The 16179-nt window shown below is 70.8% G+C and carries 14 protein-coding genes; 8 read left to right on the plus strand and 6 right to left on the minus strand.

Annotation, left to right across the window (positions count from 1 at the left end):
* Positions 1 to 3369 (minus strand): WD40 repeat domain-containing serine/threonine protein kinase, encoded by a 3369-nt coding sequence (locus tag JIG36_RS08075; protein ID WP_203375405.1) that lies wholly within the window; start codon positions 3367 to 3369, stop codon positions 1 to 3.
* 116 nt (positions 3370 to 3485) lie between these two features.
* On the opposite strand from JIG36_RS08075, the gene JIG36_RS08080 reads away from it, so the two are divergent.
* Positions 3486 to 5057 (plus strand): acyl-CoA synthetase, encoded by a 1572-nt coding sequence (locus JIG36_RS08080; protein WP_203375406.1) that lies wholly within the window; start codon positions 3486 to 3488, stop codon positions 5055 to 5057.
* On the opposite strand, the gene JIG36_RS08085 is transcribed toward JIG36_RS08080, so the two are convergent.
* A complete protein-coding gene (locus JIG36_RS08085) occupies positions 5054 to 5827 on the minus strand; it encodes a hypothetical protein (RefSeq protein ID WP_203375407.1) in 774 nt (257 codons plus the stop codon). The genes JIG36_RS08080 and JIG36_RS08085 overlap by 4 nt on opposite strands.
* Positions 5828 to 6145: 318 nt before the next feature.
* Between JIG36_RS08085 and JIG36_RS08090 the strand changes: the two genes are divergently transcribed.
* Complete coding sequence (locus JIG36_RS08090; protein WP_203375408.1) at positions 6146 to 6826, plus strand: hypothetical protein; 681 nt, start codon at positions 6146 to 6148, stop codon at positions 6824 to 6826.
* A gap of 20 nt (positions 6827 to 6846) precedes the next feature.
* Here the strand turns inward: JIG36_RS08090 and JIG36_RS08095 are convergent, their stop codons facing one another.
* Positions 6847 to 7653, minus strand: a complete 807-nt coding sequence (locus tag JIG36_RS08095) for a metal-dependent hydrolase (protein WP_203375409.1) — start codon at positions 7651 to 7653, stop codon at positions 6847 to 6849.
* 57 nt (positions 7654 to 7710) lie between these two features.
* Complete coding sequence (locus JIG36_RS08100; RefSeq protein WP_203375410.1) at positions 7711 to 8208, minus strand: DUF1707 SHOCT-like domain-containing protein; 498 nt, start codon at positions 8206 to 8208, stop codon at positions 7711 to 7713.
* Positions 8209 to 8441: 233 nt separating this feature from the next.
* Here JIG36_RS08100 and JIG36_RS08105 point away from each other — a divergent pair, with 233 nt between their 5' ends.
* Both JIG36_RS08105 and JIG36_RS08110 read left to right on the plus strand, forming a co-directional pair.
* Entirely contained in the window at positions 8442 to 9689 is a 1248-nt protein-coding gene (locus JIG36_RS08105) for a sensor histidine kinase (RefSeq protein WP_203375804.1), read from the plus strand.
* Positions 9686 to 10357 carry a response regulator gene (locus JIG36_RS08110; protein WP_203375411.1) on the plus strand — a complete coding sequence of 224 codons (672 nt, stop codon included), beginning with the start codon at positions 9686 to 9688 and terminating at the stop codon, positions 10355 to 10357. The genes JIG36_RS08105 and JIG36_RS08110 overlap by 4 nt, the downstream gene beginning before the upstream one ends.
* A gap of 1 nt (position 10358) precedes the next feature.
* Here the strand turns inward: JIG36_RS08110 and JIG36_RS08115 are convergent, their stop codons facing one another.
* A complete protein-coding gene (locus JIG36_RS08115) occupies positions 10359 to 11510 on the minus strand; it encodes a Fic family protein (RefSeq protein ID WP_236046153.1) in 1152 nt (383 codons plus the stop codon).
* 212 nt (positions 11511 to 11722) lie between these two features.
* Between JIG36_RS08115 and JIG36_RS08120 the strand changes: the two genes are divergently transcribed.
* The 4 genes from JIG36_RS08120 to JIG36_RS08135 are packed head-to-tail and all read left to right on the plus strand — an operon-like array spanning position 11723 to position 15473.
* Complete coding sequence (locus tag JIG36_RS08120) at positions 11723 to 12844, plus strand: polyamine ABC transporter substrate-binding protein (RefSeq protein WP_203375412.1); 1122 nt, start codon at positions 11723 to 11725, stop codon at positions 12842 to 12844.
* Between the two features lies 1 nt (position 12845).
* The gene (locus tag JIG36_RS08125; protein ID WP_203375413.1) at positions 12846 to 13697 is read left to right on the plus strand and encodes an ABC transporter permease; all 852 of its coding nucleotides are present in this window, start codon (positions 12846 to 12848) and stop codon (positions 13695 to 13697) included.
* The gene (locus tag JIG36_RS08130; protein ID WP_203375414.1) at positions 13690 to 14445 is read left to right on the plus strand and encodes an ABC transporter permease; all 756 of its coding nucleotides are present in this window, start codon (positions 13690 to 13692) and stop codon (positions 14443 to 14445) included. Before JIG36_RS08125 ends, JIG36_RS08130 begins: the two co-directional genes overlap by 8 nt.
* On the plus strand, positions 14442 to 15473 hold the full coding sequence (locus tag JIG36_RS08135; protein ID WP_203375415.1) for an ABC transporter ATP-binding protein: 1032 nt from the start codon (positions 14442 to 14444) through the stop codon (positions 15471 to 15473). The genes JIG36_RS08130 and JIG36_RS08135 overlap by 4 nt, the downstream gene beginning before the upstream one ends.
* A 43-nt stretch (positions 15474 to 15516) precedes the next feature.
* Here JIG36_RS08135 and JIG36_RS08140 read toward each other — a convergent pair whose 3' ends face one another.
* Positions 15517 to 16131, minus strand: coding sequence for a TetR/AcrR family transcriptional regulator (locus JIG36_RS08140; protein ID WP_307872615.1), 615 nt, complete (start codon positions 16129 to 16131; stop codon positions 15517 to 15519).
* Between the last annotated feature and the right edge of the window lie 48 nt (positions 16132 to 16179).

The following is a 16179-nucleotide window of genomic DNA, read 5'->3' on the forward strand; positions in this document are numbered from 1 at the left end:
TCAGCCAAGGTCGGCTTCCCAGGCCAGCTCCCACGCCCGCAACCCGCCTCCGATGTCGACGGTGACCATGAGCGTGCCGTCCCCGCTGAGCCGCGCCACGTGCAGGTCGGTGCGGTGGCCCTCCATCGTCCGCAGGCACGCTCCGGTGGTCAGGTCCCAGATCCCGACCGTGTCGGTGCGCCCGGCCACGACCGCGAACGTCCCGTCCGGCCCCAGCGCGAAGATCCGCGGGTCTTCCGGCAGGGCCAGCTCGTGGCGGACCCGGCCGGTGCCGGTCTCCCACACGACCAGCCGGCCCCGGTCGGGTGTGGCGGCCAGCCGCCGATCGGGGGTCAGGGCCAGGTTGGTCAGGCCGCTCATGCCGCCCCGCAGGCTTTCGAACGAGTAGCGCCGGCGGCCGCTCGCCGCGTCCAGCCCGGTCAGCGTCATGTGCTCGTCGAGCAGCACGGTGCGGTCGTCCGGGCCGAAGTGCAGCCGGGCGTCGTTCCACAGCCGGGCCCGCATCGTCCACTCCGGGCGCCGGGCGTCCGGCCGCCACATGCGCACCTCGTTGCCCTTGTCGAGGCTGACCAGACGGGTGCCGTCGGAGCTGACCGCGACCGCCGCGACCGGGGCGTCGTGACCCTGGACCGTGACTGGCGTTCCACCGGTCTCCAGTCCCTGCAGGCGCAGCCGGCCGGACTCGTCGCCGAACAGGATGCGTTCGCCGGCCGGGTCGAGGTCGAACGCCGTGATCCGCCTGGTCCCGCCGATGACCTCGCTCCGGCCGTCGCGGATGTCGAGCAGCCGCAGGGTGCCGTCCCAGGTGAGCACCACCAGCCGGTGGCCGTCCGCGACCCACCGGATCTCGCGGGCCTTGCCGCCCGGGCCGGGTTCGAAGGTGCCCGCGATCCGGGCCCCGGGGAAGTCCCACAGGTCGATGTGACCGGTCCACCGCCCGGTCGCCATGGCCAGACCGTCGCCGCGCAGCGCGACCGTCGGCGGCTGGGTGAACAGGTTGCGGCCGTCCGCGTTGTACAGCTCCCAGGCCGCGATCAGCGCCGCCCGGCGGCCGTGCGGGAGCAGCGAACGCCACGCGGTCAGCAGCTCGGGGTGCCGGTTGTAGCCGGGCACGTCGCGGGCCGACCGCAACAGCGTGGCGACCTCGGCGAACCGGTCCTCCTCGAACAGGGTGCGGGCCCGCGCGAGCAGCTCGTCGAACGACTCCTCGGCCCGGTGCAGCTCGGGCGCCGGGCGGGGACGCGCGTAACACCAGGGCGCCTGATAGCCGGAGCCCGGCATCGCCCGGACCACCACCTGGTAGGGCCCGCCGAGCGCCACCACGCCACCGTCGGGACTGACCGCGCCGGCCTCCACCCCGAGCATGAGTTCCGGCAGGTCGTCGTCGAAGGCGCGCAGGCTGCGGCCGTCGCGCGGGTTCAGGATCTGGACCGACCGGGACGGCCCGCCGGCGAGCAGATGCCGGGCGCCCGGCGCGAGGGCCAGCACGATCTCGTAGCGCAGCCGGTGGGGTGCCTCGCTGACCGTCTCGCCGCGGCGCGCGTCCCAGACGACGAGCGGACCGTCCTGCCAGGCGGCCACGGCGTAGCGGGCGTCGGCCGACACCACGGCCTTGTCGCCGGTGAAGTGGACCCAGGGCGCGCCCGAGGCCAGGGTGCCGCGCCGCGGACCGGTCCACGTGGACACACATCGCCGGGTGGGCAGGGCCCAATGCCGTACGGTGCCGTCGCCGTTGTCGCCCTCGAACGACGCCGACAGCGCGCGTTGCCCGGTGTGGCTCAGGGCCAGCGACGTGACCTGGCCGGTGTGACCGGTCAGAACGACGGGACCGCCGGACGCGCCGGTCGCCCAGATCTGGATGCGGCCGTTCCGGTGCCCGGCCGCCACGTGCCGGCCGTCGCCGCTGACCGCCACCGAGATCGCGCCGGGCTCGTGCCTCTTCCACCCGCGCGGCGTGCCGCCGGCCACGTCGAGCAGGGTGATCGAGCCGTCCTCGCGCAGCACCGCGGCGAGCCGGCCGCTCCCGTCGAGCGCGATCGCGGTGACCTGGGCGCCCTCCGACAGCTTCCGCGGCTCGCCGTCCTCCGATGCCCAGAGATACAGCGCGCCGCCCTGGATTCCGTAGAGCACCTGCCGGCCGCCCGGCGTGACGGCCATCGTACGGACCTCGCCGGTGTTGACCTCGGCACTGATCCCCGGGGCCCGGCTCGCCCGCTCGCGCAGCGCGGCCACCGCCTCGGCCGAGGCCGGGTCGGCCGCGGCCGCCTCGCGCAACAGCTCGCCGGCCCGGTCGTCCTCGTGCCGCTCGAGCTCGACGCTGCCCAGAAGAAGAGCGCCCAGGCCGCGCTCGCCGGCGCCGGCCGCTTCTACCGCCGACACGACCTCCTCGCCGGTCATCCGGCCGGTGCGCCAGCGGTGCAGGCCGAAGTTGTAGACCGTGGGGAGGTGGTGGGGGTCGGCGCGGACCGCTTCCCGCCACACGCTCTCGGCCTCCTCGACCCGCCCCAGGTCGAGAAGGGACAGTGCCTGGTTCGAGAGGCCGTCCGCCCGGAGCAGCGCCGGGCGCGGAACCGGCCGTGGATAGGGTTCGCCGGTCAGGTCGGCGTAGATCGTGGTCAGGCGCTCGACCACCTCGCCGAAACCCTCCGGCCGCCGGGCGAAACAGTCGGCCAGCAGCTCGGCGATCTCGGCCGGAAGCTCGGCCCGCACGGTTTCCAGGGCCTCGGCCGCGGCCTGACCGAAGCGGGTGATCCGGCGCCCGGCGACCATCTCGGCCACCGTGACCGCCCACGACCAGACGTCGGTGGCGGCGGTCAGCCGGGCGCCGCGGTCACCGGCCGCGGCGGCCGCCTGTTCGGGGGAGCAGTAGGCCGGGGTGCCGCCGCTGACGGTGCCCTCGCTCGCGGCCACGGCCAGGCCGAAGTCGGTCACCTTGGCCGTGCCGTCGGGCTCCAGCATCACGTTGGCCGGCTTCATGTCCTGGTGCACCAGGCCGTTGTCGTGGGCGTGGCGCAGACCCCAGGCGGTCTGGATCGCGACGTCGAGCATCGCGGCCCGGTCGAGCCGGCCGTCCCGGATCGCCTCGGCCAGACTGCCGCCGGCGACCCACTCGGCGAAGACCCGGGGAGTTCCCTCGACCGTACGGACGTAGACGCAGTTGACCGTGTGCGGATGCAGGCCGAGCCCGACCCAGGTGCCGGCCTCGGTCTCGAACCGGGTGAACGAGGCGGTGGCCCGGGGCGTCTTCACGGCCAGGTCGACCTCCCAGCCGAGGTGGCGCACCCGGTGCACGACACCCATGCCGCCGCCCAGGGGCTCGCCGAGAACCTGGTATTGCCCGAGCACGATCTCGCCGGTCGTCCACGCCATGGTCCGTCCATGATGGCCCTGCGTGTCTCTCCCTTGCCGTGACCCATGTCACTCCCTTACCGTCACGGGATCCCGCTCGTTTCGTCCCTTCGTCCCTGCGAACAAGGGCTCCGACCATGATCGAGCACGTACGCGCCGTCCTGCGCATGCACCAGATCGGCATCGTCAACCTGTTGAGCCCGCGCCGCCTGCTGCGGGCGGCGGGTCAGAACGCCCGGCTCGGCCCGCAGGCCGCCCTCATCATGAAGGCGGCCGCCGAGCACCCGGACGCCCCGGCGGTGACCGACGAAAGCGGCACCCTCACCTACCGCGAGCTCGACGAACAGTCCAACGCCCTGGCCCACGCCCTCAAGGGGCTCGGCCTGCCCGACCGGTCGGTGGTCGGGGTGCTGGCCCGTGACCACCGCGGCCTGGTGCTGGCGATCAGCGGCACGGCCCGGGCCACGCTGCGCCTGGCGCTGATGAACACCGGCCTCGCGAAGAAACAGTTCGCCGAGGTGGTGGCCCGCGAGAAGGTCCGCGCGGTGCTGTACGACAGCGAGTTCGCCGACCTGGTCGACGGCCTGCCCGACGACATCCCCCGCTATCTCACCTGGGGTTCCGGCTCGCCCTCGATCTTCGAGCTGATCGCCGCGCACCCGGTCACGCCGCTGCCGCTGCCCGACCGGCCGGGCGGTTTCATCATCCTCACCAGCGGCACCACCGGCCTGCCCAAGGGCGCACCCCGCACGAAGGTGTCGCCGCTGGCCAGCGCCCTGATCGCCGACCGCATCCCGTTCCCCCGGCAGGGCGCGGCGGTGTTCGCGTCGCCGCTGTTCCACAGCACCGGGTTCGGCGCCTGGACCGTCGGGTTGTCACTGGCCAACCACGCCGTGCTGCTGCGCCGCTTCGACCCCGAGGACATCCTGCGGGCGATGGCCGAGCACCGGGCGCAGATGCTGGTCGCGGTGCCGACCATGCTCACCCGCATCCTCGCCCTCGGGCCCGAGATCATCAGCAAGTACGACACGTCGTCGCTGAGGTCGGTGTTCGTCGCCGGGGCCGCCCTCGCGCCCGAGCTGACGAAACGGTTCCACGAGACGTTCGGCGAGGTCATCTACAACGTGTACGGATCCACCGAGGTCGCCGTGGCGTCGGTGGCCCAGCCGGACGAGTCACGGCGGGCCCCCGGCACGGTCGGCCGCCCGCCGGTGACCGTGCACGTCGCCCTCTACGACTCCGACGACCGCCGCATCACCGAGGCCGGCGTGCCTGGACGCGTGTTCGTGCGTACCGGAATTCCGTTCGAGGGTTACACCGACGGCCGGCACAAGCAGGTCATCGACGGGCACATGGCCACCGGCGACCTGGGCCACTTCGACGCCGAGGGCCTGCTGTTCATCGACGGCCGCGACGACGACATGGTCATCTCCGGCGGCGAGAACGTGTATCCGGTCGAGGTCGAGAACCTGCTGGCCGAACGCGACGACGTGCTCGAGGTCGCGGTGATCGGCGTGGACGACCCCGAGTTCGGCCAGCGGTTGCGCGCCTACGTCGTGCCGACCGAGGCCTCCACCCGCGACCCGCAGGTGATCAAGGACTACGTGAAGGCGAGCCTGTCCCGCTTCAAGGTGCCGCGCGACGTCGTCTTCCTGGACGCGCTGCCCCGCAACCCCACCGGCAAGGTGCTGCGGCGGGAACTGCCCTAGCTACCAGTCACCTTGAGAGCCGCCCCCAGGCCCGGCGCCGCCGACCGGGCCAGCTCGGTGGCCGCGGCCAGATCGGCGTCCGGGCTCACGACGATGCTGACCAGCGACCCGGCCGTCCGGTCGGCCCGCACCGAGGCGCGGACCACCTCGTACTCGGCGCGCACGGCCTCGTACGCCGCGAGGGCCGGCTCGGGCACCCGGCCCTCGTGGTCGGTCTGCAGGGAGAGATAGGGGGTCGCCCGCGGGCCGGTCATCACGGTCAGCGACCGCACCCGCGTCAGCGGCTCGTGCCGCCCGCCGTCGGCGACCATGTCGCGGAACACGTCCAGCACTGCCTCCGGGCCGGCCGCGGTGACCATGATCCGCCGCCCGGAGGTCGTCTCGGCCAGGTCGCCCTCGCTCACCCGGTCGTCCGTGGTCAGCGACAGCCACAGGCCCAGCGACTCGGTGTTGCGTTCCTCCTCGGCGACCACGGTGACCGTGATGCCGCCGGCGGTGATCCGGCCCGTCACGTGGTCGTTGTCGGCGACGTATCTGCGCAGCTCACCGGCGAGCTGGGTCACCCGATCGGCGCCCGTGCCGTCGGCCACGACCAGTTCGCCGACCGCCGACCCGGAGAACGGCAGTGGGTTGTCGCCGCTGGTGCGGACCTCGCTGACGTCCGGTGTGCCGGCCCAGACCTCGTCGAACTCGGCGGCCAGCGCCGTGCCCTGGTTGACCGCGCAGCCACTGACCAGCGCCAGACTCAGAATGACCAGCACTTTCCGCACGGCCGAAGGCTACCGGCCCTGATCAACCCGGTTCACTTTGATCCGGCGGCGCGCGGTTCCCGTACTACCCGGCGGAAGCCCAGGTCTTGCGGAAGGGGAGTCGCGTTCGTGGCGCCGCCGTACTCGGGGTTCGATCGAAGAACTGACGCAGGGTATTCGACCGGGCCCGCCCAGTATCCGGCTCCGCGGCAGCGGGTCGCATACGGCTTCGACGAGCCCTCGCCGTCTCCCCGGCCTTCTTTTGACGGGCGGCCGGACATCTACGCGACGGATTGGGCGCCCCGGAGGCGTCGCCGACGCCGGCGGTCGGGTCGCACGATGCCCGTCCTGATCGCGTTCGCCGTGGTCGCGGCCGCGGCGGGCGGAGCGGTCGCTTACGGCGGCGCCGGCGATCCCACCACCGAGCCGGCCGCGATCGACGCCGCGGTCCAGCAGAGAACACAGGCGGCGTCGCGCGGCGGCGTCCGGGTCCTCTCCGAGCCGGTCACACCCACGAAGTCGGCTCCGGCCCCGACCCCGGCCTCCACGCCCTCGCCGAAAGCGAAATCCGCCAGTCCCCGGCCGCCGAAGCCAGTGAAGGGCCTCAACCAGGCCCAGATGAACAACGCGGCGGTGATAGTCCAGGTCGCCGAGGACCGCGACCTCCCCCGCCGGGCGATGCTGGTCGCCATGATGACCGGCCTGCAGGAGTCCAGCCTGCGCAACCTGGCCAACCCGACCGTCCCCGATTCCCTGGACCACCCGAACGAGGGCAGCGGCGACAACTTCGACTCGCTCGGCATCTTCCAGCAGCGCCCGAGCCAGGGCTGGGGCAGCGTGGAGGAGTTGATGGACCCGCGCTACGCGGCCGACGCCTTCTACCGCCGTCTGCTCAAGGTCGACGACTGGGAGTCCAAGTCCTTGGGCGAGGCGGCCCAGGCCGTCCAGCGCTCAGCGGTCCCCGACGCCTACGCCGACCACGAGACGAGAGCAACCAAAATCCTCGACTCGCTGCTCTGACCTCGGTCCGGGGCGGCGGGCTAGTCGATCTCGAAGCGTTGAAGCAGGCCCGGGGCGAAGATGCCGGCTATCGCGATCAGCGAGACGGTGACCATCCCCGTACGGAGAACGACCGTTTCGACCTTGCCTCCGACCTTGATGGCCATGCCGTTGGGGACGCCGACCATGCGCCACAGGCGGCGGCCCGTCGGGATCGGCCACAGGATGGGGACGCCGGCCGAGGTGATCATGTCGCCGAACAGGTGGACCACGCAGCCGACCGCGACCGCGAACCCCAGCATCGGGTAGCCGCGGTCGCCGGGCAGGTTGGCCGCCGTGAACCAGGCGATCACGGCCGAACATATGGTCACGATGACCCAGCCGGCCCGTTCGGCCCACTTGTCGAACAGGCCGCGCAGGGCCAGGCCGGCCGTGAAGAAGACGACCCCGACCACCGCCCACTTGCCGTAGTGGCCGCACACCCACGTCGTCAGCCAGCCGAGCAGCGCGGCGAACGGCAGGGTGTGGGTGAACGTACGGTGGCCGTTGGTCCGCCGGGGGTCGCGGGACAGGCGCGTCGCCGTGTAGATGCCCAGCGACACCTTCTCGATGACCTCGGCGACGAAGAGCGAGAACACCCCGAACGTGCGGGCGACGGTCGCGCCGCCCTGGTTGCGGGTGACCTTGCCGGACAGGTCGAGGTCGGGGAGCAGGGCACCGCCCGCGCAGACCAGCGCCCCGACGGCCACCGCGAGCGGCGACTGCTCATACCCGGCGAAGTGGTCCAGCGCCCAGGTGCCGGCCAGCCAGACGGTCGCCCCCGAGAGGGCGTGCGACGGACCCATCATGAACTTGTGTTTCCTCCCCGCTTGACCAGATGACTCTGGCAAAGCGGGGAGTGTCGATCAACAACCCCGGCGTCCACTGTGGAATTGGCGGGGGTCGCCCCAGCCGGGGCCGTTCCACGGCGCGACCCCGTGACCGAGGCTGTACTCGTAGCGGTATCGACGGTAACGAGCGTGCCGGAAGAAGCCCATCACCAGGAAGATGAGCGGGATCGCGGGCCAGAAGAAGTGCGCCCCCGAGATGATCCAGAGACCGGTCAGGATCATGCCGATCGAGACGATGATCCAGGCGTGCCGGCGGAGCGCCCGGCGTGTCGCGATCTTGGCGTCGGGCGTCTCGGCGAGCGCGCGCAGACCCCCGTACGGAAGATCGGCGGTCAGCGGCGCCAGCTCGTCGCGGAACTTCGACGCGTACACCTTGGCGAGCCGCTCCTCACCCTCGGTCATGTCGAGCCGCCCCTCGGCCATCGCGGCCCGCAGGATCTCGGCGACGTGCTCGCGTTCCTGGTCGGACGTCCGCAGCCTCTTCGTGCTGGTGGAAAAGTCGTTGGGTTGCACCGGGTCCTCCTCGGTGGGGCGTTGTGCATACCAGCGTCGGCTTTTCGCCGACGGGAAACGTCGGCCCGGCGGAGCATCTTGCGGGCGGCCTCCGGGAGGGTTTCGCTTGCTTCCCGTACGCCGTGAGGAGCACAACCCGATTGCGGCGTACGACCGGGGGAGTAGACGGGTCCGCCACCGCGCACCGATGCCCAGGCGGGAGGGGGTGCCGTAACTTCGGCAGGGTGAGACACATGCACGGGCCGCCACTGCCGCCCTGGGCGCGCGAGAACCGGACCGGCCGCTTCAGCGGGCCCCCGGTTCCCGGGACGTTCCGTGGCCGCCGCGACCCCGGCATCGGCGCGGCGATCGGCGCCCTGCTGTTCCAACTGATCGGCGCCAACAAGCAGGCCGACGACGGCTATGTGGTCGTCACGCTGGGCCCGGCCGTGTGGGCGCTGCTGATCGTCGGCCCGGTCGCGCTGCTGTTCCGGCGGCGCTACCCGGTCACCGCGTTCGCGGTCACGTCGGCCGCCTCGATGGGGTTCGCGACGATGGCCGAGCCGCACTGGTTCTGGGCGGTCGCGCCGATGCTCGCGCTGTTCCACCTCGGCACCACGGGCCGGCGCACCGCTGCGTGGGTGAGCGCCGGGGTGGCGTACGGGACCTATCTTCTGATCTTCTGGGTTTTCGCCGGGCCGATCGGGCTGGACCAGCGGGTGCTTCCCGGGCTGCGCGAGATCCTGCTGATCGGCATCGCGATGGTGGTCGCGATCTTCCTGGGCGGCATCGCCAAGATCAAGGGCGAGCAGATGGCGCAGATGGTGAAGGTGCGCGCCGAACGCGAACGCGCCGAACAGGAGCAGCAGCGGCGGCAGGCCTCGGAGGAGAGGTTGCGGATCGCCCGCGAGCTGCACGACGTGATCGGCCACCACCTGTCGCTGATCAACGTGCAGGCCGGCGTCGGGCTCCACCTCATGGACAGCCGCCCCGAGCAGGCCCGCGAGGCGCTGTCGGCGATCAAGACGGCCAGTTCGGAGGCGTTGCGCGAGGTGCGTTCGGTGCTGGGCGCCCTGCGTACGGAGGACGAGGCCGCGCCCCGCCAGCCCGCGCTGGGCCTCAGCCGCCTCGACAGCCTGACCGCCGACGCCGGGCTGCCGGTCGAGACCAAGGTGACCGGTGACGAGCGCGTCCTGCCGGCCGAGGTCGACCGGGCCGCGTACCGGATCGTGCAGGAGGCCCTGACCAACGTGCGCCGCCACGCCGGTCCCGGCGCGACGGCCTCGGTCGGCGTCGACTACCTGCCGACCGCCCTGCACCTGGCGATCCGCAACGACACGGTCTCGTCAGCTGCTCTCGTAGCCGACGGCGGCGGCACGCCCGGCACCGGGATCGCGGGGATGCGCGCGCGGGCGCAGAGTCTGGGCGGCACGCTCGAGGCGGGCCCGGTCGACGGTGGTTTCCTGGTCTCGGTCCTACTACCCACGGGGGCGAACGAATGATCTCGGTGCTGCTGGCGGACGACCAGCTTCTCGTCCGGGCGGGCTTCCGCGCGCTGCTCAACGCCGAGCCCGACATCGAGGTCGTGGCCGAGGCCGGCGACGGTCTGGAAGCGGTGACCAAGGCTCAGCAGACCAGGCCGGACGTCGTGCTGATGGACATCCGCATGCCCGGCGTCGACGGCCTGGAAGCCACCCGCCGCATCGCCGCCGACCCCGCCCTGTCCGACACCCGGGTGGTCATCCTGACCACGTTCGAGCTGGACGAATACGTGTTCGAGGCGTTGCGTACGGGCGCCTCGGGTTTCCTGGTCAAGGACACCGAGCCGGTCGAGCTGATCCGCGGCGTCCGAGCCGTAGCCGCCGGCGACGGCCTGCTCTCCCCGAGCGTGACGCGCCGCGTGATCGGCGAGTTCGCGGGCGGCGGCACGGGTCGTTCCGCGACCCCGCCGGCCACCCTCGACCAGCTGACCGACCGCGAGCGCGAGGTCCTGGTGCTGGTGGCCGAGGGCTTGTCCAACGACGAGATCGCCGCCCGCCTGGTGATCAGCCCCGCCACAGCCAAAACCCACGTCAGCCGAACAATGATCAAGCTGGGCGCCCGGGACCGCGCCCAGCTGGTCGTCTTCGCCTACGAGGCAGGCCTGATCCGCCCCGGCTGGCTGGCCTGACTCACACTCCGGCCCCGGCCAGCCGCGCCCGCATCCAGGGATACGGATCGACCAGGGGGCGGCGGCGCCGGCGGCACTCCTCGCGGAGCTCACGCAGCCGCTCGCCGGCCAGATAGTGCCGTCCCCGGGTCTCACCTCGTGCGAGCAGGATCTCCAGTTCGACGAGACGACTGAGATCCCGGGTGGCGGTGTGCTTCTCCACGCCGGTCATCTTCATGTAACCCGGACGGCGAACGCGGTAGCCGAGCACTGCCTCGTAGAGAGCGCCAGTTGTTCGCTCCGGCAGATTGTTGGCCGCGACGAGGTCGTCGAGTTCCTTCCAGATCTCGGACGCCTCGTTCACCCGCTGGGCGACCGTCTGTGCCTGCATGTGGTGGGCCCGGATGTTGAAGGCGACCCACATGTGTGCGTCCGGACGCGGCCGCCAGGAGCCCTGACCGGTGATGGCGAGCACCCGGTAGTAGTCGTCAGTGTTGTGCCCCAGCCATTCCTCGACGCTCGAGAACGCGGGCTCGACGATGGTCTGCCGGGAGATCGTGAGGGTCTGCAGCGCCCGGGCCATCCGGCCGTTGCCGTCTCGGTAGGGATGGATCATCACCAGGTTGAGATGGGCCATGGCGCCCCGGACGAGGGGATCGACGTCCAGATCCGCTCGTAGGCTCGCGCCCAGCTCCTCCATCAGCATGGGGACGCGCCCGGCTTCGGGGCCCTCGTAAACGACAAGATCCTGCTTCTCGTCGTGGACATAGATCGGTCCGGTCCGGTATTGGCCGGGGCTCTTGCTCAGGTCGTGCGCGAGCATCATGTAGTGCATGCCACGCATGGCCGAGGTGTCGATCGAGAAGTGCGGATCGCCGGCCATCTGGAGCACGTAGCCGAGAGCCTGGCGGTATCCGCGGATCTCGGCCCACGTGCGTTCGTCGGCGCTCAACGGCTCCTCGTCGTCGAGTGCGGCGGCGGCGTCGTCCTCGTCCACCACGTAGCCCTCGATGCTGTTGGAACCGCGGATGGCGCGCGCGAGCATGGTCCGGCGAAGCCCGCCCTGCCAGCGCCGGGGGGCGCGTAGCACGCTGGCGAGCTGACGTCGCATCTCGTGGACCTCGGCCAGGACGGATCGGTCCTCGCTCGTCAGGGGCGGGCAGTCGTAGATCATGCGCGCGCCAATGTTGTAAACATAGCGACATTCTGCTCGGATGGTCGCTTGTTTAGCAACATTAAGACACCCTGGCGAGACTCATGTTTCTGAATCAGAATTCAAGTAAATTGCAAATTACCTGTTCAGGAGCGTGAGATCGCTCTTGTGTGAGCTGATGCGTGATGGAACACTCGGCCGCCAGGCCGGAACTGGTGACTGGAGGAGAACACGTGTCACGCAACTCTTCGATCCGTCGCGCTCTTGCCGGTGTCGCGGTCACCGCGCTCGCTCTGGCGGCGGCTGCCTGCGGCGGCGGCGACTCGGGTGAGACGTCGGCGGCCACGCCCGACGCGCTGAACCCGAGCGCCGACCTCAAGACCCAGACACTCACCGTCTCGAACTGGGACGCCTATATGCCGGAGGACCTCCCGGCCAAGTTCGAGCAGAAGTTCGGCTCGAAGGTGACCGTCACCAAGCACGCCACCAACGAGGAGGTCATGGCCAAGCTGACCGCCGGCGGCGACAGCGGCATCGACGTCGCGTTCGTCTCCGGGCCGTTCGCGCAGGCCCTCGCCGAGCAGGGGCTGACCGAGCCGATCCATCCCGAGCTCATCCCGAACCTCGGCAACCTCTACCCGGAGGCGTCGCAGCTCGCCTACGACGTCGGCAACAAGTTCTCGGTCCCCTACACCTGGGGCACGACCGGGCTCTGCTACCGCAGCGACGTCACCGGCTATGACCCGGACAGCTGGAACGACCTGCTCACGCCCCGGCCCGAGCTGGCCAAGAAGATCACCATGCTGCAGACCGACCGCTGGCTGATGCTGCCCGCGCAGAAGGCCCTCGGCTACTCGGCCAACACCAAGAACGCCGACGAGATGGCCAAGGTCAAGGAGAAGCTGCTCGCGGCCAAGCCCAACCTGCTCGCGTTTGACGACACCACGTTCTACGAGCGTCTGGTCTCGGGGGAGGCGGCGCTGGTCGAGGCGTGGGACGGCTGGTGCAACTACGGCATCACCGACAACGCGAAGATCAAGTTCGCGGTGCCGAAGGAGGGCAGCGACCTCTTCGTGGACACGATGGTGATCCTGAAGACCTCGAAGAACAAGGAGGCCGCGCACGCGTTCATCAACTACATCCTCGACCCCGGGATCCACACCTGGACGGTCGAGAACATCCTCTACAAGGTCCCCAACAAGGCCGCCATGGAGGCGCTCGACCCGGCGCTGGCCAAGAAGTACCCGAACCTGGCCATGATCCCGGCCGAGCTGATGAAGCAGGAGACCCTGGTCGACCTGGGCGAGGCCGCCACCGACTACAGCCGCATCGTCACGGAAGTCGCGGCCAGCTGAGATGCGCCGGATCGGGGAGCGGTTCACGCTGCTGGGGCCCGGCCTCGGCTACCTGACCGTGCTGATGGTCGTGCCGCTGGCGCTGGTCCTGTCGTACTCGATCTTCCAGCGGGGCCGCTTCGGCGGGCTGGTCTACGAGCCGACCGGCGAGAACTTCAGCCGGCTGTTCGACCCGCTCTACCTCGACGTGGTGGTCACCTCGGTCAAGCTGGCCGGGGTGACCACGCTCCTCGCGCTCCTGCTCGGCTACCCCACCGCGTACGCGATAACGAAGTTGCCGCCGAAGTGGAAGACCGTGGCCCTGATCGCCCTGGTGCTGCCGTTCTGGACCAACTTCCTGATCCGTACGTACGCCTGGATCGTCCTGCTCTCCCCGGCCGGCCTGGTCAACGACGCCCTGACCGGCTGGGGCCTGATCGACGAACCGCTCCAGCTGCTCTACCGTCAGCCCGCGATCGTCGCCGGCTTGCTCTACGCGTACCTGCCGCTGATGGTCCTGCCGCTCTACGCCGCGCTGGAACGCATGGACGACGAGCTGCTGGAGGCCGCGGCCAACCTGGGCGCCCGCCCGGCCCGCGCCTTCCTCAGCGTCACGTTCCCGCTGAGCCTGCCTGCCGTCATCACCGGCTGTGTCTTCGTCTTCGTGCCCAGCATCGGCAACTTCGTCGTGCCCGAACTGCTCGGCGGCGGGCAGACCGCGATGGTCGGCAACCTGGTGCGCGACCAGTTCCTCAAGGCCCGCGACTGGCCGTTCGGCGCCACCCTGGCGCTGGCCGTGGTGGCGATGCTCGTCGTGCTGCTGATGATCCAGGCCTGGTCGGCGCGGCGGCTGGCGGGAGAGAAAAATGCGTAGGATCCCGTTCTGGATCACGTACGTGTTCCTCTGGGTGCCGATCGTGGTCGTCGTCGCCATGTCGTTCAACGCCGGCGACTCGCCGTTCAACTGGAACGGCTTCAGCTTCAAGTGGTACGGGGAACTGGCCGCCGACGAGCAGATCCGCACCGGCCTGGGCAACACCCTGATCGTCGCGGCCGGCGCCACCGCCCTGTCCACTGTGCTCGGCACCCTGCTCGCCGTCGGCCTGGCCCGGCACACCCGCTCCAAGCTGCTCGACGCGGTCGCCACGCTGCCGGTGATCCTGCCCGACATCGTGCTCGCCATCGGGCTGCTCGCGTTCTACGCGCTGGTCCAGCTCACGCTCGGCCTCTACTCCGTCCTGCTGGCGCATGCGGTCTTCGGCACCGCGGCCGTCGCCGCCGTCGTACGCACCCGGCTGTCCACCACCGACCCGTCGCTCGAGGAGGCGTCGCGTGACCTGGGCGCCAACGGCTTCACCACGTTCTGGCGGGTGACGCTGCCCAGCCTCGCGCCCGGGGTGGTGGCCGGCGCCCTGCTCGCCTTCACCCTGAGCGTCGACGAGTTCGTGATCGCCTTCTTCACCGCCGGGCCCCAGTCGCCCACCCTGCCGATCGTCATCTATTCGATGGTCCGCTTCGGCGTCACCCCCGAGATCAACGCGCTCGCCACGGTCCTGCTCGCGGTCACGTTCACCGCGATCCTGGCCGCGCAGCGCCTGACCCGTTTGGCAGGCTCGAAATGACTCTGTTGAGCATCAGCCAGGTGCGCCGGCGTTTCGGCGACGTCGTCGCGCTCGACGGCGTCTCGCTGGACATCGAGGAGGGTGAGTTCTTCGCGCTGCTCGGGCCCAGCGGCTGCGGCAAGACCACGCTGCTGCGCATTCTCGCCGGGTTCGAGACGGCCGACGAGGGGACGGTGCTGCTGTCCGGAAACGATCTCACGCGGGTGCCGGCCCACCAACGTCCGATCAACCTCATGTTCCAGTCGTACGCCCTCTTCCCGCACCTCAGCGTGGCCGGCAACATCGCGTACGGGCTGCAGCGCGAACGCCTGGCCAAGCCCGAGATCAGGCAGCGCGTCGCCGAGGTGCTGGAGCGGGTCGGCCTCGCGCACGCCGCGAAACGCCGCCCCCAGCAGCTCTCCGGCGGTCAGCGGCAGCGGGTCGCGCTGGCCCGCGCGATCGTCAAACGCCCCCGGTTGCTGCTGCTCGACGAGCCGCACTCGGCCCTGGACCGCAAGGTGCGGGCCGAGATGCAGCTGTGGCTCAAGGAGCTGCAGCACGAGGTGGGTATCACCTTCGTCGTGGTCACGCACGACCAGGAGGAGGCGATGTCGATGGCCGACCGGATCGCCGTGCTCAACCACGGCGCCGTCGAGCAGGTCGCCGACCCGGTCACCCTCTATGGCTCGCCCACCACGCACTTCGTGGCCGACTTCATCGGCGCCAACAACTTCTTCGAGGGCAAGGCGACCGCCAGCGGCCTCAACACGTCCGATTTTGGTCAGCTTCCCGCGCGCGCCGGTGCGGTCGCCGAGGGATCAAAGGCGTTCCTTGCCGTACGGCCGGAGCAGGTCACCCTGAACGGCGGCGCCCTGAGCGGCCGCGTGCTCGACGTCAGCTTCTACGGCGGGTTGTCGCGCGTCGCCGTCTCGGTCGACCAGCGCGACACGCCCGTGCTCGTGCACCAGCACGGCGCGCCGCGGGTCGCCCCGGGTGACACGGTCGGACTGGGCTGGGCAGCCGAGGACGCGGTCCTTGTCAGGCCGTGACGTCCGGAGCGCCCTGTCACGCCGTGACGTCCAGGGGGTCTTGTCAGGCCGTGACGTCCAGGGGGTTGCCGGTCACGCCCCGCGCGTAGCTCAGGATCAGCTCGATCGCCTCGGCCACCCCGATCGTGGGATGCCGGGCGACGATCCGATAGCCGTACGCGTCCTCCAGCGCGACCAGGTTGCGGGCGATCGGCAACGTGCCGTCGGCCAGCGTGAACACGCCCTGCGCCGCGCCCTGCTCGAGGATCGTCTGATACATCGAGACCTGCCGGTCGTACAGGGTCGTCAGCAGGGCCGCGTAGACCCGGTTGCGCCCGGCCGCGCCGCCCAGCTCGCAGAGCAGCCGCACGTCGGTGTCGTCGGGCCCGTCGGGCAGCCCCGACCGCACGGTGACCACCAGTTTCTCGGCCGGGTCGGCGACCTCGGAGATCCGCTTCACCCGGTGCTCGTAGAAGCGCTCCATGCCCGCGTGGTGCGCGTCGAGCAGCAGGTCCTGCAGGTCGGAGTAGTGGTAGAGCACCGCCCCCGAGGTCAGGCCGGCCTCGGCCGCCACCTGCTTGATCTGCACACCGTCGGTGCCGTGCAGCACCATGGCCCGCCGCGCGGCCTCGATGAGATCGCCCCGCCGTTCGGCCCGGCGCTTGCGAGGAGTCGTCACCCGCAAACAGTATCCGCGCCGGTGGGGGCCGCGTCACAGACAGTCGCG

Source organism: Paractinoplanes ovalisporus (genome assembly GCF_016834655.1).
GTDB classification, from domain to species: domain Bacteria; phylum Actinomycetota; class Actinomycetes; order Mycobacteriales; family Micromonosporaceae; genus Actinoplanes; species Actinoplanes ovalisporus.